The following is a 25,076-nucleotide window of genomic DNA, read 5'->3' as shown; positions in this document are numbered from 1 at the left end:
TCACTTACCCGTCTTTCCGACCTTGCGGCGGATGGTCTCACCCGCGTACCGGACACCCTTGCCCTTGTACGGGTCGGGCTTGCGCAGCTTGCGGATACGAGCCGCGATCTCGCCGACCAGCTGCTTGTCGATGCCCTTGACCGAAAGCTTGGTCGGGCCGTCGACCGCGAACTGAATGCCGTCCGGCGGCTCGATCACGATGGGGTGGCTGTAGCCGAGGGAGAACTCGAGGTTCGATCCCTTCTGCAGCACTCGGTAACCGACGCCCATGATCTCCAGGTCCTTCTGGTATCCCTGGCTGACGCCGATCACCATGTTGTTGACGAGAGTCCGGGTCAGCCCGTGCAGCGACCGGCTCTCCCGCTCGTCGTTGGGGCGCTTGACCAGCACCGCGCCGTCCTCGTCCTTCTCGACGACGATCGGCTCGCGGACCTGGTGAGCAAGCTCGCCCTTGGGGCCCTTCACGGTCACCGCCTGGCCGTCGATGTTCACCTCGACGCCGGAGGGGACGGTGATCGGCAGCTTTCCGATGCGCGACATAGCCGCTCCTCCTCCCTTACCAGACGTAGGCGAGGACTTCCCCGCCCACGCCCTTCTTCATGGCCTGCCGGTCGGTCACGAGACCGCCGGAGGTCGAGATGATGGCGACGCCCAGACCACCGAGAACCTTGGGCAGGTTCGTGGACTTGGCGTAGACCCGCAGACCGGGCTTGGAGACCCGGCGCAGGCCCGCGATGCTCCGCTCGCGGTTCGGGCCGTACTTCAGCTCGACGACGAGGTTCTGGTGAGTCTCCCCGTCCTCGACGCGGGAGCCGGCGACGTAGCCCTCCCGCTTGAGGATCTCGGCGATGTTCGCCTTCAGCTTGGAGTGCGGCATCACGACCTCGTCGTGGTATGCCGAGTTTCCGTTGCGCAGACGCGTCAGCATGTCTGCGATCGGATCGGTCATCGTCATGACCTGCTCAACCTTTCTCGTCTGGTTCCGATGAGCCCGGACCGCGACCCACCCGGAGGGCGGGCGTCTGGACTCTGGCCTGGACGAAGTTCGGGGTCTCCCGCCACGGTGACGGGGCCCTGTTCAGTCGTGCGCAAGCACGGCTCGCGTGCGGAGCGTGGGCATCAGCCCTGGTAGCGCCTGCTTCAGGGTAAGGGTCGCCGGATCAGACCGGGCAACCGGGACCCCGAAGCAGGCGGGTGCTCACCAGGAAGACTTGCTCACGCCGGGCAGCTCGCCCGCGTGCGCCATCTCGCGGAAGCAAACGCGGCACAGACCGAACTTGCGGAACACGGAGCGCGGACGCCCGCACTTCTGGCAGCGGGTGTAGCCGCGAACCTTGAACTTCGGCTTCTGGGCCGCCTTGATAACCAGCGCCTTCTTCGCCATCGCTCAGTTCTCCTTGAACGGGAAGCCCAGGTGCTTCAGCAGCGCCCGGCCCTCGTCATCGTTGGTGGCAGTGGTAACGACGGTGATGTCCATACCCCGCGGGCGGTCGATGTTGTCCGGGTTGATCTCGTGGAACATCGACTGCTCGTTGAGGCCGAACGTGTAGTTGCCCCTGCCGTCGAACTGCTTCGGCGAGAGACCGCGGAAGTCACGGATGCGCGGCAGCGCGATGGTGACCAGGCGGTCCAGGAACTCCCACATGCGGTCGCCGCGCAGGGTCACCCGCGCGCCGATCGGCTGGCCCTCGCGCAGCTTGAACTGCGCGATGGACTTGCGGGCCCGACGGATCTCGGGCTTCTGGCCGGTGATGGAGGTGAGGTCGCGAACCGCGCCCTCGATCAGCTTGCTGTCCCGCGCGGCGTCGCCAACACCCATGTTGACCACGACCTTGACCGCGCCCGGCACCTGCATCACGTTGGAGTAGTTGAACTCCTCGTTCAGGGCCTGGCGGATCTCCTCGCGGTACCGGGTCTTGAGCCGGGGGACGATCTTCTCAGCAGTAGTCATGATCAGATGTCCTTACCGTTGCGGCGCGAGACGCGAACCTTCTTGCCGTCCTCGTCGATGCGGTGACCGACGCGGGTCGGCTTGCCGTCCGAGTCCACGACCATCACGTTGCTCACGTGGATCGGGGCTTCCTGGGTGACGATGCCGCCGGACTGCGCGCCACGCTCGGTCCGGGAGACCTTGGTGTGCTTCTTGATCCGGTTGACACCCTCGACCAGGACCCGCTGCTCCGCCGGCATGGCCTGGATGACCTTGCCCTTGGCGCCCTTGTCCTTACCGGAGATGACGACGACCGTGTCGCCCTTCTTGATCTTCATGATCACAACACCTCCGGCGCGAGCGAGATGATCTTCATGAACTTCTTGTCGCGCAGTTCTCGGGCCACCGGCCCGAAGATGCGGGTGCCTCGCGGCTCGCCGCCCGGCTTCACCAGGACGGCGGCGTTCTCGTCGAACCGGATGTAGGAACCATCCGCGCGACGCTTTTCCTTCTTCTGGCGGACGATGACGGCCTTGACCACATCGCCCTTCTTGACTCCGGCACCGGGGATGGCTTCCTTGACGGTCGCCACGATGATGTCCCCGAGGCCCGCGTAGCGTCGGCCCGACCCACCGAGGACACGGATCGTAAGGATCTCCTTGGCCCCGGTGTTGTCGGCGACGCGAAGTCGCGACTCCTGCTGGATCACGTATGACTCCTGACCCTAAGTGCCCGAACCTTGTGCCCGGACACACTCTGGCGTGCCAAATTGCCGACCTGACACGCGCGGTCAACTACCACAAGCGAAACGGCCGGCCGCTGATCTTGCCGGCGACCGGCCGGTTCACTGGTGTTCGTTACTTGGCCTTCTCGACGACCTCGACCAAGCGCCAGCGCTTGCTGGCGCTGAGCGGCCGGGTCTCCATCAGCAGCACCCGGTCACCGACGCCGGCCGAGTTGGCCTCGTCGTGCGCCTTGACCTTGGTGGTCTGACGCATGACCTTGCCGTAGAGGGCGTGCTTCTTGCGGTCTTCCAGGGAGACCACGATCGTCTTGTCCATCTTGTCCGAGACGACGTAGCCCTCGCGCACCTTGCGGCTGTTGCGCTCCACGCCCTGTCCTTTCTCACTCATGCCGCGCCCTCCTCAGCGCCTTCGGGGTTAACCGTCAGGCCCAGTTCGCGCTCGCGCATGATGGTGTAGATCCGGGCGATGTCCTGTCGGACGACGCGCAGCCGCCGGTTGTTCTGCAGCTGACCAGTGGCCATCTGGAACCGGAGGTTGAACAGCTCTTCCTTCGATTCCTTCAGCCGCTGCACGAGCTCCTCGTTGTCCAGCTCGCGGAGCTCGGATGCGGTGACACCCGCTGCCATCAGAAGTCACCACCCTCGCGGGACACGATCTTGCACTTCATCGGGAGCTTGTGCGCCGCACGAGTCAACGCCTCGACCGCCGTCTTCTCGTTCGGGAAGGTCAGCTCGAACATGATGCGTCCGGGCTTGACGTTGGCGACCCAGGACTCCGGCGAACCCTTACCGGAACCCTGACGGGTTTCGGCCGGCTTCTTGGTCAGCGGGCGGTCCGGGAAGATGTTGATCCACACCTTGCCGCCACGCTTGACGTGCCGGGTGATCGCGATACGCGCCGACTCGATCTGCCGGTTGGTCACGTAGCCGTGCTCGATCGCCTGAATGCCGTACTCGCCGAAACTGATCCGGGTGCCACCCTTGGCGAAGCCCTTACGCTTCGGCGCGTGGCTCTTGCGCCACTTCACCCTGCGTGGGACGAGCACGTCTCAGCCCTCCGTCTTCTCTTCAGCCGGCGCAGCCTGCGGCTGCTCGCCCTCCGCGGCCTTGGTCTCGGCCTTGGCGGACTTGTCAGCTGCACCGCGCTCACCGCGGTCCGCACCGCCACGACGACGGCCACCGCGGTCACCGCGGCCACCACGCTCGTTGCGGTCGTTGCCACCGCCGCGCGGCGGACGGACCTCGGACTCCTGCTGCTTCTGCTTCAGGCCACCGACCAGCTCGCCCTTGTAGATCCACACCTTGACGCCGATGCGCCCGAAGGTGGTGCGGGCCTCGAAGAAGCCGTAGTCGATGTCCGCGCGCAGCGTGTGCAGCGGGACGCGACCCTCGCGGTAGAACTCCGAGCGCGACATCTCCGCGCCACCCAGACGTCCGCCGCACTGCACCCGGATGCCCTTGACCTGCGACGAGCGCATGGCCGACTGAATGGCCTTGCGCATCGCGCGACGGAAGGACACGCGGTTGGACAGCTGCTCGGCCACACCCTGTGCGACCAGCTGGGCGTCCGCCTCGGGGTTCTTGACCTCGAGGATGTTGAGCTGAACCTGCTTGCCGGTCAGCTTCTCCAGCGCACCGCGGATGCGGTCCGCCTCGGCACCGCGACGGCCGATGACGATGCCCGGCCGGGCGGTGTGAATGTCCACGCGGACGCGCTCACGGGTGCGCTCGATCTCCACCTTCGAGATCCCAGCGCGCTCCATCCCGCGAGACAGCTGCCGGCGGATCTTGACGTCTTCCGCGACGTACTCCGAGTACTGCTTGTCGGCGTACCAGCGAGACTTCCAGTCCGTGGTGATGCCGAGTCGGAAGCCGTGCGGGTTGATCTTCTGACCCACTACCGGGCACTCCCCTTCTGGCTCTTTCGGGACTTGGTCACCGCGGGCCGAGATTCGACCTCGACCGTGATGTGGCTGGTCCGCTTCCGGATCCGGTACGCACGACCCTGCGCGCGCGGCCGGAACCGCTTCAACGTCGGACCCTCGTCCACGTACGCGTGGTTCACGACCAGCGTCTCGGGATCGAGGGAAAGGTTGTTCTCCGCGTTGGCGATCGCACTGGCGAGCACCTTCGACACCGGACCGCTGGCGGTCTGCGGCGCGAACTGAAGCACAGCCAGGGCATCGCTGGCGCTCCGGCCCTTGATGAGCTCGACCACGCGCCGCGCCTTCATCGGCGACACGCGGACGAACCGGGCCCGCGCCACTGCCCGCGGGGCTTCCGCGGCAGTGGAGTCGGAACGGGCTGTCATCCTGCTACCCCTTGCTCTTACTCGTTCGTGTCACAGACCCGCTCAGCGGCGGCGCGACTTCCGGTCATCCTTGACGTGGCCCTTGAAAGTGCGGGTCGGGGCGAATTCGCCCAGCTTGTGCCCCACCATCGCCTCGGTGACGAACACCGGGACGTGCTTGCGACCGTCGTGCACCGCGAAGGTGTGGCCCAGCATGTCCGGGATGATCGTCGACCGACGGGACCAGGTCTTGATCACGGTCTTCTTGCCCGACTCGTTAAGCGCGTCCACCTTCTTGAGCAGGTGGTCGTCCACGAACGGGCCCTTCTTCAGGCTGCGTGGCATGTTTGCTTACCTCCCTGCTCAGCGCTTCTTGCCGGTACGCCGGCGGCGGACGATGAGCTTGTCACTCGGCTTGCGGAGACGGGTACGACCCTCCGGCTTACCGTTCGGGTTGACCGGGTGGCGACCACCGGAGGTCTTGCCCTCACCACCACCGTGCGGGTGGTCCACCGGGTTCATGACGACACCGCGGACGGTCGGGCGCTTGCCCTTCCACCGCATGCGGCCGGCCTTGCCCCAGTTGATGTTGGCGTGCTCCGAGTTGCCGACCTCGCCGACGGTGGCACGGCAGCGCGCGTCCACGTTGCGGATCTCGCCCGAAGGCATCCGCAGCTGGGCGTACGGACCGTCCTTGGCCACCAGCTGCACCCGGGCACCGGCCGAGCGAGCGATCTTCGCGCCCTGACCGGGGCGGAGCTCGATCGCGTGGATCACGGTACCGGTGGGGATGTTGCGCAGCGGCAGGTTGTTACCCGGCTTGATGTCGGCCCGAGCGCCGCTCTCGATCGGGTCGCCCTGCTTCACACCGTTCGGCGCGATGATGTACCGCTTCTCGCCGTCGGCGTAGTGCAGGAGCGCGATCCGAGCGCTGCGGTTCGGGTCGTACTCGATGTGCGCGACCTTGGCCGGCACACCGTCCTTGTCGTTGCGGCGGAAGTCGATCAGGCGGTAGGCCCGCTTGTGACCGCCACCCTTGTGCCGCGTGGTGATCTTGCCCTGAGCGTTGCGACCCGCCTTGCGATTCAGCGGGACGATCAACGACTTCTCCGGCTCCGTCCGGGTGATCTCGGCGAAGTCGGACACGCTCGAGCCACGACGGCCAGGCGTCGTCGGCTTGTACTTGCGAATGCCCATTTCTAAAGCAACCTCGTCCTAATCAGCACCGTCAGGCGGCCGGACCGCCGAAGATCTCGATCGCCTTGCTCTCCGGCGTCAGGGTGACGATGGCCCGCTTGGTGTCCTTGCGCTTGCCGAACCCGGTGCGGGTGCGCTTGCGCTTGCCGTCGCGGTTGATCGTGTTGACGCTGGCGACCTTGACGTCGAAGATCTGCTCAATGGCGATCTTGATTTCGGTCTTGTTCGAGCGCGGGTCCACCAAGAAGGTGTACTGCGACTGCTCCAGCAGTCCGTAGCTCTTCTCGGAGATCACCGGCTTCAGGATGATGTCCCGGGGGTCGGCGCTCACTGCTCTGCCTCCTCAGCGGAAGAAGCGGCGGCCTTGACCGACCGGCCCTTGGCCGGGCCTGCGACGAAACGGTCGTAGGCGGCCTTGGTGAACACAACGTCGTCGCTGTTGAGCACGTCGTAGGTGTTCAGCTGACCCGGGTCGATCAGGTGCACGTTCTGCAGGTTCCGCAGGCTCAGCCACGAGTTCTGCTCCTCGTGGCGGTCGAGCACGACCAGAACCTTCTTGGCTTCGGTCCAGTTCCGCAGCGCGGTCTTGGCCGACTTGGTGGACGGCTGCTCGCCGCCGACAACGCCGGTGACCACGTGCAGCTGGCCGGCGCGAACCCGGTCGGAGAGGGCACCGCGCAGGGCGGCCTTCACCATCTTCTTCGGGGTCCGCTGGGTGTAATCCCGCGGCTGCGGGCCGTGGACGGTGCCACCGCCGGCGAACTGAGGGGCGCGGATGGAGCCCTGACGGGCGTTACCGGTGCCCTTCTGCCGGTACGGCTTCTTGCCGCCGCCGGAGACCTGACCGCGGGTCTTCGTGGCGTGCGTGCCCTGGCGAGCCGCGGCCAGCTGGGCCACGACGACCTGGTGCATCAGCGCCACGTTGGCCTGCGCGTCGAAAATCTCGGCCGGCAGCTCGACGGTGCCGTCGGTCTTGCCGTCCGGGGTACGGACGTCGAGCGTCAAGCTCATCACGCACCACCCTTCGCGGGGCTCTTAACCAGCACCAGGCCGCCCTTGGGACCGGGCACGGCGCCCTTGATCAGCAGCAGGCCGTTGTCGCCCTCGACCTTGTGCACCTTCAGGTTCTGCGTGGTGACGCGGTTGGTACCCATCCGCCCCGCCATGCGCATGCCCTTGAAGACGCGACCGGGGGTCGCGCAGCCGCCGATGGAACCCGGCTTGCGGTGCACCGCCTGAGCACCGTGGCTCATCGGCTGACGGTGGAAACCGTGCCGCTTGATGGTGCCCGCGAAGCCCTTGCCCTTGCTGGTGCCGACCACGTCGACCACCGCGCCGGCCTCGAAGAGGTCCGCGCTGATCTCCTGGCCGAGCTCGTACTCACCGGCATCCGCGGTGCGCAGCTCCACGACGTGGCGGCGCGGGGTGACACCGGCCTTGGTGAAGTGGCCGCCACGCGGCTTGTTCACCCGGCGGGGGTCGATGGCGCCGAACGCCAGCTGCACGGCCGAGTAGCCGTCCTTCTCGGGGGTCCGGATCTGGGTGATCACGTTCGGCCCGGCCTGCACGACGGTCACCGGGATGACCCGGTTCTGGTCGTCGAAGACCTGGGTCATGCCGAGCTTCGTGCCCAGAATCCCCTTGATCTGCCTGTCAGACATTGGTCTCGTTCTCTCCGCTACCTCGTCGCCGTGCCTTACTGGATGTTCACGTCGACGCTGGCCGGCAGGTCGATGCGCATCAACGCGTCGACCGTCTTCGGCGTCGGTTCGAGGATGTCGATGAGCCGCTTGTGCGTACGCATCTCGAAGTGCTCCCGCGAGTCCTTGTACTTGTGCGGGGAGCGGATGACGCAGTAGACGTTCTTCTCAGTGGGCAGCGGCACTGGCCCCACGACCCGAGCGCCGGTGCGCGTCACGGTCTCGACGATCTTGCGTGCGGACGCGTCGATCGCCTCGTGGTCGTAGGCCTTGAGCCGGATGCGGATCTTCTGTCCCGCCATGGTGGCTTGCCGTTCCTCTAGTCTCGTGCCGCGGTCAGGTACATGGGTGCAGGGCGCACCCATCGGTGCCCCTCACGGCCCTCAGCGTGGTGTCGTCCCCGATACCGGGAGCCGTCACAGCTCTCAGTCCGCCCCTGTTCAAGTGTGTTGGTGCCCGGTACACGCGGTCGGGCGTGTCGCCCAGCTGTCGCATACCGGTCCCCTCGAACGTCGCCGATGGGGTGGGCCCGAAAGCCCGTACACCTTCTTGTGCCCTGCTCGGCCGACCGAAAGCGGCCGGGGGATCGGATTCCGAAAGAGAACGGAGCCGAACACCGAACAAGGGCGCGAGGCCCTCGCGCCAGGGCGGCCGGAGCTTCGTCGCGACTACCAGGACCGATCACGTCGATCCGCGAGTCTGAAATTCCGGCCGCCCTGAACGAGCAACCCATACAGGATGGCACATCCTCTGCACCACCCAAAATCGGGGGTCGTTTTACGGGACCGAGGTCACCGCAAAACAAGAGAGGACCCGCCTCCCGCGAGGGAAGCGGGCCCTCGTCACGTCACTTGGTGATCTTGGTGACGCGACCGGCGCCGACGGTGCGGCCACCCTCGCGGATCGCGAAGCGCAGACCCTCGTCCATCGCGATGGGCTGGATCAGCTGGACCGACATCTCGGTGTTGTCGCCCGGCATGACCATCTCGGTGCCCTCGGGCAGGGTCACAACGCCGGTGACGTCCGTCGTCCGGAAGTAGAACTGCGGACGGTAGTTGTTGAAGAACGGCGTGTGACGGCCACCCTCGTCCTTGGACAGGATGTAGACCTGCGCCTCGAACTCGGTGTGCGGGGTGGTGGTGCCCGGCTTCACGACGACCATGCCGCGCTCGACCTCTTCGCGCTTGATGCCGCGAATCAGCAGACCGACGTTGTCGCCCGCCTGGCCCTCGTCGAGGAGCTTGCGGAACATCTCGACACCGGTGACGGTGGTCTTGAGCGGCTTCTCCTTGATGCCGACCAGTTCCACCTCCTCGTTCACCTTGATGATGCCGCGCTCGATGCGGCCGGTGATGACGGTGCCGCGGCCGGTGATCGAGAAGACGTCCTCGACCGGCATCAGGAACGCCTTGTCGGTGTCACGCACCGGGTCCGGAACGTTCTCGTCGACGGCGGTCATCAGCTCGACGATCTTGTCGGCCCACTCGGCGTCGCCTTCCAGCGCCTTCAGCGCGGAAACGCGGACCACCGGCACGTCGTCGCCCGGGAACTCCTGGGACGACAGCAGCTCGCGGACCTCCATCTCGACGAGCTCGAGGATCTCCTCGTCGTCGACCATGTCGGACTTGTTCAGCGCGACCAGGATGTAGGGCACGCCGACCTGGCGAGCCAGCAGCACGTGCTCGCGGGTCTGCGGCATCGGGCCGTCGGTCGCGGCGACCACCAGGATCGCGCCGTCCATCTGGGCGGCACCGGTGATCATGTTCTTCACGTAGTCAGCGTGACCCGGAGCGTCGACGTGAGCGTAGTGACGCTTCTCCGTCTGGTACTCCACGTGCGCGATCTGAATCGTGATACCGCGCTCTTTTTCCTCCGGCGCCTTGTCGATCTCGTCGAACGGCGTGAAGGGGTTCAGCTCCGGGTACTTGTCGTGCAGAACCTTGGTGATGGCTGCGGTGAGCGTGGTCTTGCCGTGGTCAACGTGACCGATGGTCCCGATGTTGACGTGCGGCTTGTCCCTCTCGAACTTCGCCTTCGCCACTGGATTGTCCTCCTGGACTTGTTAACTTTCCGCCGTACGACTTGTTGTGCCAGGCGGAGTCCTGTCGGGTAGGTGACGAGCGGATCGCTTCCGAAGTGGTCGCTGACCGCTCGCCGCCGTCTGGAGGGGATTGCTCCCCGGTCGCCTTCGCGAGGCGTCGCCTCTTGGCCGGCCCCGGTCACCCGAGGCCGACCAGCGGGTCACTCGCCCGTTGCCTTGGCGATGATCTCCTTAGCCACACCGGCCGGAACCTCGGCGTAGGAGTCGAACACCATCGAGTAGTTGGCACGACCCTGGGTCTTGGACCGCAGGTCGCCGACGTACCCGAACATCTCGGACAGCGGCACGAGAGCCTTGACGACGCGGGTACCGCTGCGCTCCTCCATGGCCTGGATGTGGCCACGGCGGGAGTTCAGGTCTCCGATGACATCGCCCATGTAGTCCTCGGGCGTGGTCACCTCGACCGCCATCATCGGTTCGAGCAGCGCCGGAGAAGCCTTGGCGGCCGCCTCCTTGAGTGCCATCGAACCGGCGACCTTGAAGGCCATTTCCGACGAGTCGACCTCGTGGTACTGGCCATCGAGCAAGGTCACCTTCACGCCGACCAGCGGGTAGCCGGCCAGCACGCCGTACTGCATGGCGTCCTGCGCACCCTGGTCAACCGACGGGATGTACTCCCGCGGGATCCGACCGCCGGTGACCTTGTTGTCGAACTCGTAGGTCGCGCTGTCGGACGTCTGCTCGATCGGGTCGAGCTTGATGATCACGCGCGCGAACTGACCGGAACCACCGGTCTGCTTCTTGTGCGTGTACTCGTACTTCTCGATCGACTTGCGAATCGTCTCGCGGTAGGCCACCTGCGGCTTACCGATGTTCGCCTCGACCTTGAAGTCGCTCTTCATGCGGTTGACCAGCACCTCGAGGTGCAGCTCACCCATGCCCTTGATGATCGTCTGACCGGTCTCGTCGTCCAGCTTGACCTGGAACGTCGGGTCCTCCTCGGCGAGCTTCTGGATCGCCGTGGAGAGCTTCTCCTGGTCAGCCTTCGTCTTGGGCTCGATGGCCACCTCGATGACCGGCGCCGGGAACGTCATCGACTCGAGGACGATGGGGTTCGCGGAGTCGCACAGGGTGTCACCGGTGGTGGTCTCCTTGAGACCGATCACCGCGTAGATGTGACCCGCCTGGATCTCATCGACCGGGTTCTCCTTGTTGGAGTGCATCTGGAACATCTTCCCGATGCGCTCCTTGCGGCCCTTGGTCGAGTTGATGACCTGGGCACCGGAGGCGACCTTGCCGGAGTAGACCCGGATGTAGGTCAGCTTGCCGAAGAAGGGGTGCACCGCGATCTTGGAGACCAGCGCGGCGAACGGCTCCTGGGTGCTCGGCTTGCGCTCCGCGGGGGTCTCACCGTCCGGCAGGGTGCCCTGCACGGCGGGGACGTCCAGCGGCGAGGGCAGGTAGTCGACGACCGCGTCGAGCATGGGCTGAACGCCCTTGTTCTTGAACGCGGTGCCGCAGATGACCGGGAACGCGGTGCGCTCGACGGTGATCTTGCGGATGCCGTCCTTGATCTGCTCCTGGGTCAGCTCTTCGCCGCTGAAGTAGGCCTCCATGAGGGCCTCATCGGTCTCGGCGACGGCCTCGACGAGCTTCTCCCGGTACTCGGCGGCCTTGTCGGCCAGATCCGCCGGGATGTCCTCGATCTCGTAGTCGGTGCCCTTGGACACCTCACCACGCCAGGTCAGGGCCTTCATCTGAACCAGGTCGACGACGCCCTCGAACTCGGACTCCACACCGATCGGCAGCTGCAGGACCAGCGGCTTGGCGTGCAGCCGGTCCTCGATCGTGCTCACGGTGTAGTAGAAGTCCGCGCCCAGCTTGTCCATCTTGTTGACGAAGCAGATGCGGGGGACGTCGTACTTGTCCGCCTGGCGCCAGACCTGCTCGGACTGGGGCTCGACACCTTCCTTGCCGTCGAACACCGCGACCGCGCCGTCGAGGACGCGCAGCGAGCGCTCGACCTCGACGGTGAAGTCGACGTGGCCGGGGGTGTCGATGATGTTGATCTGGGTGTCGCCCCAGAACGTGGTGGTAGCAGCCGAGGTAATGGTGATACCCCGCTTCTGCTCCTCCTCCATCCAGTCCATCTGAGAAGCACCGTCGTGCGTCTCGCCGAGCTTGTGCGTGATCCCGGTGTAGTACAGGACCCGCTCGGTGGTGGTGGTCTTGCCCGCATCGATGTGGGCCATGATGCCGATGTTGCGGACCTTGGTCAGGTCAGTCAGCACGTCGCGTGCCACGAGATTCTTCCCCGTTCCCTAACAGCAGGTGCAAGTCGCGGTGACAGGTGCAAAGCTGTCGAATCGGTTCGGCTGGCGGGCAAGACCCACCAGATGTCACCAGCGGTAGTGCGCGAAGGCCTTGTTGGACTCCGCCATCTTGTGAGTGTCTTCGCGCTTCTTGACGCTCGCGCCGAGGCCGTTGCTCGCGTCCAGCAGCTCGTTCATGAGGCGCTCGACCATGGTCTTCTCGCGACGCTGCCGCGAGTAGGTGGTCAGCCAGCGCAGAGCGAGGGTGGTGGACCGGCCGGCCCGCACCTCGATCGGCACCTGGTAGGTCGCGCCACCGACGCGGCGGCTGCGGACCTCCAGGGTCGGCTTGACGTTGTCCAGGGCACGCTTGAGCGTGACGACCGGGTCGGTGCCGGTCTTCTCCCGGCAGCCTTCCAGGGCCGCGTACACGATCTTCTCGGCCAGCGAACGCTTGCCGTCCACGAGGATCTTGTTCACCAGCTGCGTGACCAGCGGCGAGCCGTACACGGGATCAGCGTGCAGCGGCCGCTTCGGGGCCGGACCCTTGCGGGGCATCAGCTCTTCTCCTTCTTCGCGCCGTAGCGGCTGCGAGCCTGCTTGCGGTTCTTCACACCCTGGGTGTCAGCGGAACCACGGATGATCTTGTAGCGCACGCCGGGCAGGTCCTTCACACGGCCGCCACGAACGAGCACGATCGAGTGCTCCTGCAGGTTGTGGCCCTCACCCGGGATGTAGGCCGTGACCTCGATGCCGCTGGTCAGCTTGACACGAGCGACCTTGCGCAGGGCCGAGTTGGGCTTCTTCGGGGTGGTCGTGTACACGCGGGTGCACACGCCACGCCGCTGCGGGCTCCCCTTGAGCGCCGCGGTCTTGGTCTTGGCGACCTTGTCCTGGCGGCCCTTACGGACCAGCTGCTGGATGGTGGGCATGGACCGGCTTTCTGTCAGCGTTCGCGTCTTTTAGGTACTCGACCAAGCAGCCGCTCGTTCGAGCTTCGGCGTGCCCTGGGCGTCGAGCACCTGTCAGGCACTGTGTTTCGGGACTCCCCCGCACACGAGGTCGGGCGTGTCGCCCGCTCCTCGGCCCTCACAGCGCCCGTTCCGGCCGAAACCGAGGTAGACCCCAGAGGGTTTTCGGAAGAGTTCCACACATCCTCGGCGCTGCCGCGGCCCTCCACTCGGGCGGCCACGTCATGCACGGGCATGCGGATCGACCCGATTGGCGTCGGGTCCGATAAACAAAGATACCCGCCCCGTTCTCAGAGGGTCAAAACGGGGGTCCCCTTGACCTGCTCGATCACCCGGCGCGGGCTCCGCGCCACAGATGAGGTGCGAGCTCTCATCGACTTCTCACAGGATTCTACCCCGTGTGACAAGCCCCTCCCGCCAACCGAGAACGGGGTGTCCGCGCGGACACCCCGTTCTCGGAGACGGCTCAGGCCTCGGCCAGCCAGCCCTCTTCGGTCAGGACCTTCAGCGAGTTGGGCAGGACGTAGGCGGTCCCGCCGCCGACCTGTCCGTGCTCGGGCTTGGCGACGCCGGTGATGGCGTCGAACGCCTTCACCACCCGGTAGCGGCGGTACTGCCCCGGCTGGCGGCCCGGCGGCATGCTGCGCTGCGGGATCGTGGTGCCCGCGACGAACGCGGTGTTGCCGACCGGTTCGCCGAAGCGGTCGATCTCGTCACCGGGCTGCAGCTGGACCACGAACTTCTGGTCGTAGGACGACAGCGGCGGCTCGTCGGCCATCTCCGGCCACGGGCACTCGAAGTCCAGCAGCGCCTCGTCCGGCTCCCGGAGGTAGCGGTCGCGCTCGACCGTCATCGCGCCGATCAGGAAGAACCCCGCCGTCCACGGGTCGGGGAAGCGGTGCTTGGGGTTCGGCCGGTCGTCGTGGGCCTCCACCGCCCACCAGCCGTCCGGCTCGGGCCGCATGCTCCAGCCGCCGCCGACCGGCTCGTCGAAGCTGTAGAACCGGCTGCTCACGCCCTGCGCCGCCAGGTGCGCGCCGACCGCCACGAACGCGTCCTCCGGGCGGTGGGCCAGCATCGAGGCCGGGTCGGTGGCCAGGATCAGCGACTTGGCCTCGGCCGACTTCACGTCGGCGACCGTCGTCGGCGCCTGGTAGCGAGCGCGGCGGATGTGGTCGAGGAACTCCGGCGGCGGGGCGATGTCGTGCTCTTCGAGGTAGTAGGCCATCGCCTGCGGCCACACCCACACGCCGTCGGTGTGGAACTGCTTGGGCACCTCGGAGCCGCGCGCCGGGTCGAGCTCGTCGGCGTCGGTGGACATCGCCGACAGCACGATCTCGCCGCCGTTGAGGTAGCTGAACACCTCGCGCTTCTCGATCCACGGCACCGCCGGCCGGAACACCTGCGGCCTGCCCTGCGCGTCCCGGCCGTCGAACACCGGCAGCATCCGCAGCGGGCCGGTCGCCCCGTCCGGGTAGGTGACGGCGTCGACGAAGTGGTCCCAGGCCGGGGCCAGCAGCCACTGCTCGGGGTTGCGGCGCGGGTAGAACCGCAGTTCGTCCAGGTGAGCGCGGCCGTCCTCGGGCGGGTTCTGCCACTGCGGCTCGGTGTGGGAGGTGTGCAGCTCCCCTCCGGAGAACACCGCGGAGGTCCAGGCACCGGTCTCCGGGCGGTAGCCGACGTCGCGGATGCGGCGCAGCAGCTCGAAGACCTCATCGCTCGCGTCGGTCTCGAACCGGGTCCCCAGCGCGGTGCAGCGGACCTCGGCGGACCCCACCGCCGCCCGCAGCGCCTGCAGCAGTTCCGCCACCTGCGCGGTGCGGTCCGGGAACGCGCCGAACGCGGCCGGCGCCGGGAACGGCGGGTGCACCGGGAACGGGTCACCCTGCCTGACGTTGATCAACTGTCCCCCTCAACGGTTTCGGTGCTCGCCACCCCGTCGAGGCGGCGGCGAGGTGCGGGCTTCGGCGACGGGAAACCCCCGGCGTCGGCACCGACTGTCGCCGGTTCGGCCGACCACTGCGGCCGAACCGGGTAGCGCTCGTTCCAGTCCTGATCGGACGGCGGGTCGATGGCGGCGCGGCCGGGCTGGAAGCCGCCGCGGCCGAACTCGGCGACGCAGTCCAGCGCCATCTGCTCGATGACGTCGCGCAGCTCCAGCTCGGCCAGCCAGTCCAGCGGCAGCGCACCCACGCCCTGCAGCGCGCCGACGATGTTGCCGCAGATCGCGCCGGTGGAGTCGCTGTCCCCGTCGTGGTGCACGGCGATCTTCAGCGCCAGCTCCACGTCCTCACCGGCCACCAGCGCCGCGCACACCGCGATCGCCACGGCCTGCTCGCCGACCCAGCCACCGCCGAGGACCTCGGCGACGCGCTCCGGCGTCGGCACGCCCTCGGCCGCCAGGTCCACGGCGGCCTTGATCGCGGCGGTGGTCTCCTCGTGGTCGTCCCAGGTCTCCAGCACCTGCAGGGCCAGCCACACGCCGTCGTCGAGGCTGCGGCCCAGCAGCGCCTGCTGCACGATCACCGCCAGCGCCCCCGCGGAGTGGTACCCGGCCGGGTGGCTGTGGGTGAGCGCGGCGGTGCGCGTCGCGAGCTCGAACACCTCGGCCGGATCGGTCGAGGTCAGCGCGACCGGCGCCGCGCGCATCGCGCCACCGCAACCCTTGGAGTCGTTGATCGTCTCGGTCAGCGACCCGGCCCGGTGGCCGTCGCCGAAGGCGGTCAGCGCCCGGAAGATGGTCTTGCCCGGGGCGCGGGTGTGGAACAGCCCCGGGACCTCGACCAACCAGCCGTCCGGCACCGGGTGGTCGGCGAAGAACTCGCCGGCCGCCGCGTCCCACTCGACGCCCTGGGTGTGCAGCCAGCGCTGGTAGGCCAGCTGCACCTCGGGCAGCGGGTCCGCGGCGCCGAGGGTGCGCGCGGCGACGCTGCCCCGGATCAGGCCCTCCGCGGTGAACAGCGTCATCTGCGTGTCGTCGGTGATCGCTCCGTGCACGCCGTACGCCTCGCGCAGGCCGCTGGGACCGCTGGCGCCGAAGCGCTCGGTGATCTGCGCGGCGGTGATGAACTCCAGGTCCGCGCCCAGCGCGTCGCCGAGAGCGCCTCCGAGGAAGCAGCCCAGGACCCGCTCGGTCAGCGACGGGGCGGCATCGCCCGGTCCCTCGGTCTTGCCGTGCACGCGACGGCCGACCGAGATCGGAAGGGCCTCGACGACCTGCGGTTCCGGCTCGGCGGGGACGTCCTCGGCGGCATCGACCGCGGTGTCCTCGGGGTCGTCGTCGGTGTCCTCGGCGTCTGGGGTGGTGTCTTCGGCGGTGTTCTCCGCGCTTGCGGCGGTGTCCTCAGCGGCGGGAGCGACGGCCTCTTCGGGTTCGTCGAGGTCAAAGGCAACATCCTCTGCCGGTTCCTCGACGAGGGTGCGAGCGGCGTCCTCCTCCCGCTCCTCGACGAGGGCGGTCGGCTCGACTTCCTCCGGCTCCTCGGTGAAGGCGACCTCGTCCCGCTCGGCCTCGTCCGACTCGGTTTCGTCCTGCGCGAGTTCGTGCAGCTCGGCTTCGTCCCGCTCGGTTTCGCGCGGTTCGACTTCCTGCGGTTCTTCCGCCGCCTCGTCCTCAACGTCGGCGACTTCGGTCTCGAGGTCCTCCGGCGCGCTGTCGTCAGCCTCGGTGTCCTCCGGCTCGGCGAGCGCGGCATCGGTGTCGTCCGACTCTGCGAACTCGGATTCGGTTCCTTCCGGCTCGATGACCTCGGCTTCGAAAACTTCCGGCTCGTCGGCCTCGGCTTCGGAGTCCTCCGGCTCGGCGGTCACCTCGTCCGTTTCCTCGGCGACCTCGTCGGCTTCTTCCTCGACCGGTTCGGGTTCCGGCTGGATCGACGAGATCTTCGCGAGAGCCGGGACCACATCGGGGATCACGTCGGGGTCCGGTCTCAGGTCGATCGGCGACGGTTCCGGCTCGGCGTCGGCGAAGCGGAGTTCGGGATCGGAGTCGCGGGTGAAGCGGGCGTCCGGCTCGGGCTCGTTGTCGTCGCGCGTGGGCACGGCGATCAGGTCGAAGGGCGAACCGATGCCGCTCACGTCCACGACGGTGGAGCCGGTGGGCTCACCGGAGTCCGACACGGCCTCGACGACCTGCGTCGTTTCGGTCTCCGACTCGGGCTCGGGTTCGAGGTCGACCACGGGCGTTTCGGGGATCGGCGCGGGTTCGGCGATCTCCGGTTCGGGCTCGTCGGCTTCGCCGGGGTCGAGGTCGATGGGCGTGCGGGGACGCGGTTCGAGGTCGACGGGGGTCCGATCCGGTTCCGGCTCGGCGCCGATGGCCGCGAAGACCGCGGTGGTCTCGGTTTCCCGCTCGGGTTCGGGAGCGGGCGCGGAGGCCGGGAACGTCGGGGCGCCGATCTGGCCGGTGCTCCGCGCCTCGAACCGCGGAATCTCCTCCCGCGCAGGCGGTTCCGGCTGGACGACCGGTTCGGGCGCGGGGGCCTGCGGTTCCGGGGGCTGCGGCGCGACGGGCCGCTGAGCGACCGGCGGCTCCGGCGCGACCGGCGGCGAGGCGGGCTGGGCGGACGGCGGCGGTGTGTCTGCCGTGATCGCCGGCATCACCATCGTCTGCTCGGCGGAGCCCTCGACGGTCTTCGCCGGCCCGGCGGGGATCTGGCGGGGTCCCGTCTGCTGAGGTCCGCGCGTGTAGCGCTGCGCCCACTGCGGCGGTGGCGGCGGCGCGAAAGCCTCGGTCGCATCGCCGCACAGGGTCTCGATGACCTGCCGGAGTTCGAGGTCGTCCAGCCACTGCGCGGGAATCGCGGCGGGACCGTGCAGCGCACCGGCGAGCTGCCCGGCGAGCGCACCCGTGACGGCGCTGTCAGCGGAGTTGTTCACCGCGACCTGCACGGCGTCGGCGAAGGTGCGGGTGCTGCCGACCGCGGCGAGCGCGATGCCGAGCTCACCGGGCTTGTCGACGACGTCGAACTCGATGTCGATGTCCAGCGGGCCGGGGGTTCCGCCGCGCTGACCGGTGAACATGGCCGCGTGCACGGTCCGCCGCACGTCGGCGGGAACCCCGGCCACCCGGTAGGCGGCGTTGAGCCTGCGCTGATCGGAGCTGGTGACGGCGTCCCACAGCGAGATGCCGCGGATGAGCTGCGCCAGCACGTCGGCGTGCACACCGGCCGCGGCGACGGAGTTGGCGCCGGAGGTGAAGAGGTTCGCGATGCCCGCGCCCGCCGCGTACACGCCTTCGGGCACGTTGGACCACACCATCGCCGGGGCTGCCAGCACCGGGTAGTCGGCGGAACCGTCGACGTCGACCGGCGGGTGCAGACGACCGTCGGGTCCCAGCGGCGACCGCGCCGCCATCCGCCCGAGCAGTCCGAGCGCGTTGCCGGCCGGGTTGCGGGTGGAGTACAGCTCGCGGCGTTCCAGCAGCCAGCTGGTGGGCGCGGGTTCGGTCGCCGCGAACGCCGACATCGCGTACTCCCACGGCACGCCCTGGGTGTGCAGCCAGCGCAGGTGGTTCGCGAAGACGAACTCGGTGGGTAAGCCGGTGCAGCCCTCGGCCTTGGCGCGCAGCAGGCCTTCGAGGGTGAACACGGTGAGCTGCGTCAGGTCGGTGACGGCGCCGCGCCTCCCGTAGACGGGGAGGTAGTCGACGACGCCGCGCGGACCGAACCACTGCTGTATCTCGGCGGTCGAGGTGTGCCGGACCCCGGCGCCGAGGGCATCGCCCACGGCGCCGCCGAGCAGCGCACCTCGGAAACGATCGGCCCAGCTCAGCTGTCGTTGCGGGTCGGTCATCGCCTTCTCCTCGTTGCTCACCAGGCGGGGTAGCGCTGTGCCCACCCCGGGTCCGTCGGTGGTCCCGGGCTGAACTCCGCCAGCGCGTCCTCGGCCACGGTTTCGACCAGTCCGCGCAGTTCGAGGGTCTCCAGCCACTCCGGCGGAATGGCCCGAGTCCCGTAGAGCGCCCCGCCAATGTTGCCGCACACCATCCCGGTGGAGTCGGAGTCCCCCGAGTGGTTCACCGAAATAAGCAGTGCCTCGCGCAGGTCGTCGGTGGCCAGCACGGCGTAGAGGCCGATCGCCAGCGCCTCTTCACCGACCCAACCGCCGCCGAGTTCCCGCGCGATGTCCTCGGGAGACACGGGTCCCTCCCCGGCCAGCGCGACGGCCTTGTCCAGCACCCGCAGCTGCTCCTCGTGCTCCGGCCACCGGGTCAGCAACTCCCGCGCCAGCCGCACGGAATCCGGCAGCGACACCTCGCGGATCAGCTGGTGCACGATCACGGCCAGCACCCCGGCGGACAGGAATCCGCTGGGATGGCTGTGCGTGAGAGCGGCGGTCCCCACGGCGGCGTAGAACACCTCGGCGGGATCGTTCGACCACACCGCCACCGGCGCGGCCCGCATCACCCCACCGCAGCCCTTGGAATCGTTGATCCGATGCTGCGGAGTCGCCGAAACCCCGGTCTGCGCGAAGTTCGACAACGCCGTCAGGCAGGTGTTCCCGGGAGCCCGCGAGTCGAACAACCCCGGATTGGTGATCAACCACCCGTCAGGCCGCCGAATCCGCTGCGCATAAGGCCCACCGGCACTCAACCAATCCCGCCCCTGCGTGTGATACCAGCGCTGATACGCGTGCTGCACCTCAGGAACGGGATCGTTGTCCCGAGGCTCCATCCGCCCCGCCACATGCGCCCGGATCAGCCCCTCGAGCGTGAACAGCATCATCTGCGTGTCATCAGAACCCCGAGCCACCCCGCCACGAAGCACAGGCCCGGAAACCCCACCCGGCCCGAACTCCTCCCGAAGCACCCCAATGTCCTTGAACTCAATCGCATACCCAAGCCCATCCCCAACCGCGCCAGCCAACATCGCCCCCCGGAACCGCTCATGCGGGTCGAGCGGCGGGTGCGTCACGTGCGACTGGTTCGGTATGGCCACATTGCGCTCCGAATCCTCAGTTCTCTGGACGCCAGCGAGTGAATAGCGCTCGGACCACTTTTCGGTCTCCGGCGAGTCCGGTCCGACTTCCTGGAGAACATCCGCTGCCAGCTCTGCAACAAGGTCACGAATGTCCAGCTGCTCGATCCACTGGCGAGGGATGGCAGCCGGCCCCAGGTTCGTTCCCAGGAGCTGACCGCACAAATTCGCTGACGCGAGGCGGTCACCTCCGTGAAGGACGGAAACCGCGATACCTTCATCGAAACTCGTGCGTCGACCGTGCTCAGCGGCGTAACCGGCGATCGCGAGCACACCCAGAGCGCTTTCCGCACCGAACTCGGCGGCCAACTGCTGCACAGCGGATTCGGGCCGGACCTTGTCCTCGGCCAGCTGTCGCAACGCCTTGATCATCTCGACGCCGCGTTCGCCGCCGGGAAGGCGTCGCATCTCGAACTCCACGACGGAAAACGCGCGCAGAACCGTCTGCTCGTTCGGCAAACGACGTACCAACAACGGAACAGCAGCCATGGCCCACTGGTCTTCAGACGAGGTGACCACTTGCCCAGCCACTCCGAAGCCGAAGGCAAGCAGTTTCTCGTAAGCGCTCTCGTTGCGCGGGTTGTAGTGGCGATCCCAGAACAGCGCCAGTGGCGCGGCATGAACGAGCATTCTCGACGCCGAAGCGCGGTCCGCAGCCGACCCGCCATTCTCTCGGACGACAAGTGCGTTCAGCGTTTGCCGGTCCCAGCCAGAGCTTCCCCGCATCCGCGGATCGGCGAGCAACCAGCCACCGGTCGCTCCAGAACCCATCTTCTCGACCTGCAAGCACCGCCGATAGGTGTCGTCGATCAGACGATCCACATCAACGGGCTCGGACCGCCTCAACGCAACGTGTCCGCACACCATGGCCTCCGCGAAGAGAAGTGCTCGCCGCGTGCACCCGGTCGTCTCTCCCAGAGCCCGGGACCTCACCGAGCCATCTGCCAGATCGCGAACGACCTCAGCCACCGGGAGATCTTCAACCGCCTGCCCGTAAGCATCACCAACCGCACCGCCGAAGAACATCCTGGTGAGAGCGATGGAGGACCTGTACCACCAGTTCGGGAACGGCTTCTGCGGGTCAGCGACGAGCTTCCGATGCACCTCGTACTCGGTGGTCTCGTACCGAGTCTCGAAGAATTCGGCGTCCTCAACCTGGTGCCGGTGCCGATCCTGCAGAAAAGCTCGCAGTTCACCTAGAACGAGCTGTTCCGCCGCAGCAGGCCCCGCCACATCTCCGACCAGCTCCTCCGGCGCGGCAACTTGCCGTCCCCGCCACCGCACCATCGATTCCTCACCGAGGGCACTTTCGGTGATCCGATAGAAGGTCCCCCTGCCGCGGTAGTCCAGCTGGCGCCCATTCCACCAGAAGTCCCGCCAATACCGGAGGAAACGCTCCTCCTGCGGGCTGACCAGGACTTTCCGGGCGGATTCGCCGCCCCTATCAACTGCGTCAGCCATCGCGTTCCCCTTTGCCGTCCCCAGTACGCACACTGCTCACCAAGCGGGATAGCGCTGTGTCCAGGACTGGTCCGTCGGCGGGCCGGGACTGAACTCCGCGAGGGCGTCGTTGGAGATCGTCTCGATGATCTCTCGCAGCTCCAGGTGTTGCAGCCACTCGGCCGGGATGGCTCGGGTGCCGTAGAGGGCGCCGCCGATGTTGCCGCAGACGATTCCCGTGGAGTCCGAGTCGCCGGAGTGGTTCACCGACAGCAGCAGGGCATCCCGCAGGTTGTCGGTGGCCAGCACCGCGTAAAGACCGATGGCGAGCGCTTCCTCACCGACCCAGCCCTGGCCCAGCTCCGCCTTCAACTCCTCAGGAGTGACGGCGCCGCGCTCGGCGAGCGCCACGGCGCGGTCGAGGACGTGCAACTGCTCTTCGTGCTGCGGCCAGCGGGTCAGCAGGTCCCGCGCCATCCGCACAGCCTCACGCAGCGGAACCTCGCGGATGATTTGGTGCACGATCACCGCCAGCACGCCGGCCGACAAGAACCCGCTCGGATGGCTGTGAGTCAAAGCCGCGGTCCGGACCGCCACGAGAAAAACCTCGCTCGGATCGTTCGACCACACCGCCACCGGCGCGGCCCGCATGACCCCTCCACAGCCCTTGGAGTCATTGATCCGGTGCTGCGGAGTGGCGAAGGTCCCGGTCTGCGCGAAGTTCGCCAACGCCGACATGCAGGTGCTGCCCGGAGCCCGGCTCGCGAACAGCGCCCAGTTCGTGATCAGCCACCCGTCAGGCCGCTGAAGATGCTGCGCGTACGGGCCGCCCGCGTTCATCCAGGCCGGGCCCTGCGTGTGGTACCAGCGCTGATACGCGTGCTGCACCTCAGGAACCGGATCGTTGTCCCGAGGCTCCATCCGCCGAGCGACGTGCGCCCGAACCAGACCTTCGAGCGTGAACAGCATCATCTGCGTGTCATCGGAGACCTGAGCCTCACCATCCCGAAGCACAGGCCCAGTGACCCCATCCGGCCCGTGATGCCGCCGGATCATGTCGATGTCGTTGAACTCGATCGCGAACCCGAGCGCATCGCCCATCGCGCCGCCGAGCATCGAACCGAGGAACCGCTCATGAGCGTCCAGCTTCCGGATTTCCGCAGCTTGTTGCGTCCGGGGTGGTTCGCCGTGCGTTTCCGTCGTGAGGCGCACGTCGTCGGGACCGAAGGCTGACATGAACGCCTCAGCCATGGACTCCAAACGGCGTGCGGGTTCGAGCTTTCGTCGCCACAGCAACGGGAAAGCCTCAGCACCGCTCCGGGCGCCGCTGAGCAGGCCGGAAACCTGCGCGTTCCGGGATCGGCTCTCTCCTGCGAAAGCATGGATCACCTCGGCCCACCCACCAGTCTTGCGGGCCGCGAGGCAGAGCGCGCGGGAAAGCACCTCCGGCCCTGAGATCCCGTTGCCGAGTTCGGTGAGCACCGCCGACTCGTGGAAGCCCTCTCCCGCTGCCGCGAGCCGGTTCAGCCTGCGCCCCAGCTCCGGGCTGTCGGTCTGCTCCAGCAACACCCTCGAGAGTTGTTCCAACCCGAGCTTGTGCCCGTTGAGAGCACGCACGAGCGCAACTGCGAAAACACCAGCGCTGGCCAGTTCCTCCGGCTCATCGGTGAGCAGCTCGGCCAGGCCCGCAGCTCGCCGGTAGGCGTCCTCATCAGGGGAGTTGATGCTCACCAGAGCCGCGGGAACCGATGCAGCGAGACTTCCGAGCACACCGCCGAAATCAACTTCGCGAGCGCGTTGCACCAGCGCGGCGTCGAGGTCGGTTCCCGAACGGTGATCGGAATAGGCGGCGATGGCGATCTGAACGCCGGCCACCAGCGTCGCCGAGTTCGGCGCCTGCCACGAGCGTTCCCTCATCGCCTCCAGCAGGCCACCGGGGTTCGCGATTCCTTCCGATTCAGCGGTGGCTCCGAGCGAATCCCCCAGAGCACCACCCACGAGCATCCCCAAGACTCTTCCGAGAACCTGGTACTGCTGCCGCGGCCAGGCCAGCGGCTCGTTCCGGTCTCCGCCGTAGACCAGCCCGATCTGGATGTCGACTTCCTCGAACCACGACATCGGAAGCAGGCTCGGCAGAGCCTTGATGTCCCTCCACGCCTGAAGGGTTCGCAACTCGTTCGGGGTCAACTCACCCTGGTCAGCAAGGTCCTCGTTCATGTCCCAATCCCCCACTCAGAACCCTGGGTAGGGTCCCACCCATTCCGGTGTCCAGACCCGTTCAGGCAAGCCGACCTGGACGGCGGCGACGTCGTGCACCAGTCGATCGACCACGTCGCGAAGCTCCAACCGGTTGACCCACTCGCTCGGCAATCCTCGCTCCCCGTTCCGAGCACCATGAAATCCGCCGACCAAGGGCGCTGCTACGGGCATGACCTCAGAAACGCGCCGCACCGAGGACTCGAAATCGCCGTCGCGCGCTGCGACCACCAGGGCGAGGGCGAGGGCATTCGGAGCCGCCCCGTCCTCCACCAAGGCGGACAGCTCATTGCGCGTGGGCGGTGGTCCGGTCAGCTCGCAGGAACGAAGCAGACGTTCGACGTTCGAGCCCGGCCACTTGGCGAGTTCACCGGCGACGACCTCGATGCCGTCGCCCAAGGTGCCCCCGACCAGCAGCGTGTTGACCAGAACCGCATAGGCACCGGCACTGAGAAAAGCGTCCGGGTGACCATGCGTGAGCAGGGCGTTCGCAACCGCCTGCTCGAAGACACGCTCCGGGATCTCCGACCACGCGGACAGAGCGATCGCCCTGGGCAGGACCGACGGCGTCCTCGCGCTGTTGATCGGCTTCGAGAACCACCCGGACACGTTCTTCTCTCCGAACGCGGATAGTGCCTCGATGCACACCGGGTCGGGATCGCGACGATCGAACAGCTCGGGGACCTTGATCAACCACCCGGTCGGTTCGGGGATCTCTCCGCGAAGCTCCGCCGGTACGGCCTTCTCCCACGGGACGCCTTGCGTGTGCAGCCATCGCACGAGTCCCAGGAGGCTGATCACGCGCGGGGTCAGCCTCTTGGTCTGGCGCAAGGCCGTCTCCGTACGCACCACCGCGTCGAAGCTGAACAGCATCATCTGAGCCGACGAGCTCAGTCGTCCGTGCACAACCATGTCCGCGAGCACGGATTCCAAGGCAGCAGTCGGAAAGTGCGTTCCGAACCCGTGGAACGCGGAGACGTCCTTGATGGTCTTGTCGTAGCGCTGTTCTCCGCAGAATTCATCACTGCTGCGCCCGAAGACCCTCCGCACGCGTTGCGCGTCCCAGTACCGGGCGGCGCGCTTGCCGTCGCGCCACTCGTTGTCCTGCCTCGCGCCCAACCGGCCGCGCGTTTCCACGACCGCTCGCTCATCAAGAGTGAGAAGTTCGGCGTACTTCGCAGTCAGCGCTGCGCTCGGCCGCTTGTGCTGGCCCATCG

General features: G+C 67.4%; 26 protein-coding genes. All 26 read right to left on the bottom strand.

Annotation, left to right across the window (positions count from 1 at the left end; all coding sequences use genetic code 11):
- Positions 1-540, bottom strand: a complete 540-nt coding sequence (gene rplF, locus KBO27_RS02910; RefSeq protein WP_132673943.1) for a 50S ribosomal protein L6 — start codon at positions 538-540, stop codon at positions 1-3.
- A 16-nt stretch (positions 541-556) separates the two neighbouring features.
- Complete coding sequence (gene rpsH / locus KBO27_RS02905; protein ID WP_132682570.1) at positions 557-955, bottom strand: 30S ribosomal protein S8; 399 nt, start codon at positions 953-955, stop codon at positions 557-559.
- A 243-nt stretch (positions 956-1,198) separates the two neighbouring features.
- A complete protein-coding gene (locus tag KBO27_RS02900) occupies positions 1,199-1,384 on the bottom strand; it encodes a type Z 30S ribosomal protein S14 (RefSeq protein ID WP_132624378.1) in 186 nt (61 codons plus the stop codon).
- Positions 1,385-1,387: 3 nt separating this feature from the next.
- Entirely contained in the window at positions 1,388-1,951 is a 564-nt protein-coding gene (gene rplE / locus KBO27_RS02895; protein WP_132673942.1) for a 50S ribosomal protein L5, read from the bottom strand.
- A gap of 2 nt (positions 1,952-1,953) precedes the next feature.
- The gene (gene rplX, locus KBO27_RS02890; RefSeq protein ID WP_132673941.1) at positions 1,954-2,268 is read right to left on the bottom strand and encodes a 50S ribosomal protein L24; all 315 of its coding nucleotides are present in this window, start codon (positions 2,266-2,268) and stop codon (positions 1,954-1,956) included.
- A 2-nt stretch (positions 2,269-2,270) separates the two neighbouring features.
- Positions 2,271-2,639: a 50S ribosomal protein L14 gene (gene rplN / locus KBO27_RS02885; RefSeq protein ID WP_010315405.1), complete on the bottom strand. Its 369-nt coding sequence runs from the start codon at positions 2,637-2,639 to the stop codon at positions 2,271-2,273.
- 148 nt (positions 2,640-2,787) lie between these two features.
- Positions 2,788-3,063: a 30S ribosomal protein S17 gene (gene rpsQ / locus KBO27_RS02880; protein ID WP_132624370.1), complete on the bottom strand. Its 276-nt coding sequence runs from the start codon at positions 3,061-3,063 to the stop codon at positions 2,788-2,790.
- Positions 3,060-3,302, bottom strand: coding sequence for a 50S ribosomal protein L29 (gene rpmC / locus KBO27_RS02875; protein ID WP_132624368.1), 243 nt, complete (start codon positions 3,300-3,302; stop codon positions 3,060-3,062). The genes rpsQ and rpmC overlap by 4 nt, the downstream gene beginning before the upstream one ends.
- Positions 3,302-3,721, bottom strand: a complete 420-nt coding sequence (gene rplP, locus KBO27_RS02870) for a 50S ribosomal protein L16 (protein ID WP_132624366.1) — start codon at positions 3,719-3,721, stop codon at positions 3,302-3,304. The genes rpmC and rplP overlap by 1 nt, the downstream gene beginning before the upstream one ends.
- 3 nt (positions 3,722-3,724) lie before the next feature.
- On the bottom strand, positions 3,725-4,573 hold the full coding sequence (rpsC, locus tag KBO27_RS02865) for a 30S ribosomal protein S3 (RefSeq protein ID WP_132624364.1): 849 nt from the start codon (positions 4,571-4,573) through the stop codon (positions 3,725-3,727).
- Positions 4,573-4,986: a 50S ribosomal protein L22 gene (gene rplV, locus KBO27_RS02860; protein WP_132624362.1), complete on the bottom strand. Its 414-nt coding sequence runs from the start codon at positions 4,984-4,986 to the stop codon at positions 4,573-4,575. The genes rpsC and rplV overlap by 1 nt, the downstream gene beginning before the upstream one ends.
- 42 nt (positions 4,987-5,028) lie before the next feature.
- Positions 5,029-5,310 carry a 30S ribosomal protein S19 gene (rpsS, locus tag KBO27_RS02855; protein ID WP_093414191.1) on the bottom strand — a complete coding sequence of 94 codons (282 nt, stop codon included), beginning with the start codon at positions 5,308-5,310 and terminating at the stop codon, positions 5,029-5,031.
- An 18-nt stretch (positions 5,311-5,328) separates the two neighbouring features.
- Complete coding sequence (rplB, locus tag KBO27_RS02850; protein ID WP_132673939.1) at positions 5,329-6,162, bottom strand: 50S ribosomal protein L2; 834 nt, start codon at positions 6,160-6,162, stop codon at positions 5,329-5,331.
- A gap of 31 nt (positions 6,163-6,193) precedes the next feature.
- Positions 6,194-6,493, bottom strand: a complete 300-nt coding sequence (gene rplW / locus KBO27_RS02845) for a 50S ribosomal protein L23 (RefSeq protein ID WP_132682567.1) — start codon at positions 6,491-6,493, stop codon at positions 6,194-6,196.
- Positions 6,490-7,173 (bottom strand): 50S ribosomal protein L4, encoded by a 684-nt coding sequence (gene rplD, locus KBO27_RS02840; protein ID WP_132624358.1) that lies wholly within the window; start codon positions 7,171-7,173, stop codon positions 6,490-6,492. The genes rplW and rplD overlap by 4 nt, the downstream gene beginning before the upstream one ends.
- On the bottom strand, positions 7,173-7,823 hold the full coding sequence (rplC, locus tag KBO27_RS02835) for a 50S ribosomal protein L3 (protein ID WP_210968392.1): 651 nt from the start codon (positions 7,821-7,823) through the stop codon (positions 7,173-7,175). The genes rplD and rplC overlap by 1 nt, the downstream gene beginning before the upstream one ends.
- 35 nt (positions 7,824-7,858) lie before the next feature.
- Entirely contained in the window at positions 7,859-8,164 is a 306-nt protein-coding gene (gene rpsJ, locus KBO27_RS02830; RefSeq protein ID WP_009948626.1) for a 30S ribosomal protein S10, read from the bottom strand.
- Positions 8,165-8,709: 545 nt separating this feature from the next.
- On the bottom strand, positions 8,710-9,903 hold the full coding sequence (gene tuf, locus KBO27_RS02825; RefSeq protein WP_210968391.1) for an elongation factor Tu: 1,194 nt from the start codon (positions 9,901-9,903) through the stop codon (positions 8,710-8,712).
- 200 nt (positions 9,904-10,103) lie between these two features.
- Entirely contained in the window at positions 10,104-12,206 is a 2,103-nt protein-coding gene (gene fusA, locus KBO27_RS02820) for an elongation factor G (protein WP_210968390.1), read from the bottom strand.
- 96 nt (positions 12,207-12,302) lie between these two features.
- Positions 12,303-12,773 carry a 30S ribosomal protein S7 gene (gene rpsG, locus KBO27_RS02815; RefSeq protein WP_132673935.1) on the bottom strand — a complete coding sequence of 157 codons (471 nt, stop codon included), beginning with the start codon at positions 12,771-12,773 and terminating at the stop codon, positions 12,303-12,305.
- Positions 12,773-13,147 carry a 30S ribosomal protein S12 gene (rpsL, locus tag KBO27_RS02810; protein ID WP_009948619.1) on the bottom strand — a complete coding sequence of 125 codons (375 nt, stop codon included), beginning with the start codon at positions 13,145-13,147 and terminating at the stop codon, positions 12,773-12,775. Before rpsL ends, rpsG begins: the two co-directional genes overlap by 1 nt.
- A 505-nt stretch (positions 13,148-13,652) precedes the next feature.
- Complete coding sequence (locus KBO27_RS02805) at positions 13,653-15,089, bottom strand: TNT domain-containing protein (RefSeq protein WP_210968389.1); 1,437 nt, start codon at positions 15,087-15,089, stop codon at positions 13,653-13,655.
- Positions 15,086-18,979, bottom strand: coding sequence for an ADP-ribosylglycohydrolase family protein (locus tag KBO27_RS02800; RefSeq protein WP_210968388.1), 3,894 nt, complete (start codon positions 18,977-18,979; stop codon positions 15,086-15,088). Before KBO27_RS02800 ends, KBO27_RS02805 begins: the two co-directional genes overlap by 4 nt.
- 17 nt (positions 18,980-18,996) lie before the next feature.
- Positions 18,997-21,624, bottom strand: coding sequence for an ADP-ribosylglycohydrolase family protein (locus tag KBO27_RS02795; RefSeq protein ID WP_210968387.1), 2,628 nt, complete (start codon positions 21,622-21,624; stop codon positions 18,997-18,999).
- Between the two features lie 36 nt (positions 21,625-21,660).
- Complete coding sequence (locus KBO27_RS02790; RefSeq protein ID WP_210968386.1) at positions 21,661-23,721, bottom strand: ADP-ribosylglycohydrolase family protein; 2,061 nt, start codon at positions 23,719-23,721, stop codon at positions 21,661-21,663.
- 114 nt (positions 23,722-23,835) lie between these two features.
- A complete protein-coding gene (locus KBO27_RS02785) occupies positions 23,836-25,074 on the bottom strand; it encodes an ADP-ribosylglycohydrolase family protein (RefSeq protein WP_210968385.1) in 1,239 nt (412 codons plus the stop codon).
- Positions 25,075-25,076 lie beyond the last annotated feature (2 nt).

The sequence above is a fragment of the Saccharopolyspora endophytica genome (genome assembly GCF_018070075.1).
Lineage (GTDB): Bacteria > Actinomycetota > Actinomycetes > Mycobacteriales > Pseudonocardiaceae > Saccharopolyspora > Saccharopolyspora endophytica.
The sequence above is the reverse complement of the archived record's forward strand: the minus strand, read 5'-3'. Positions and strand labels throughout refer to the sequence as shown.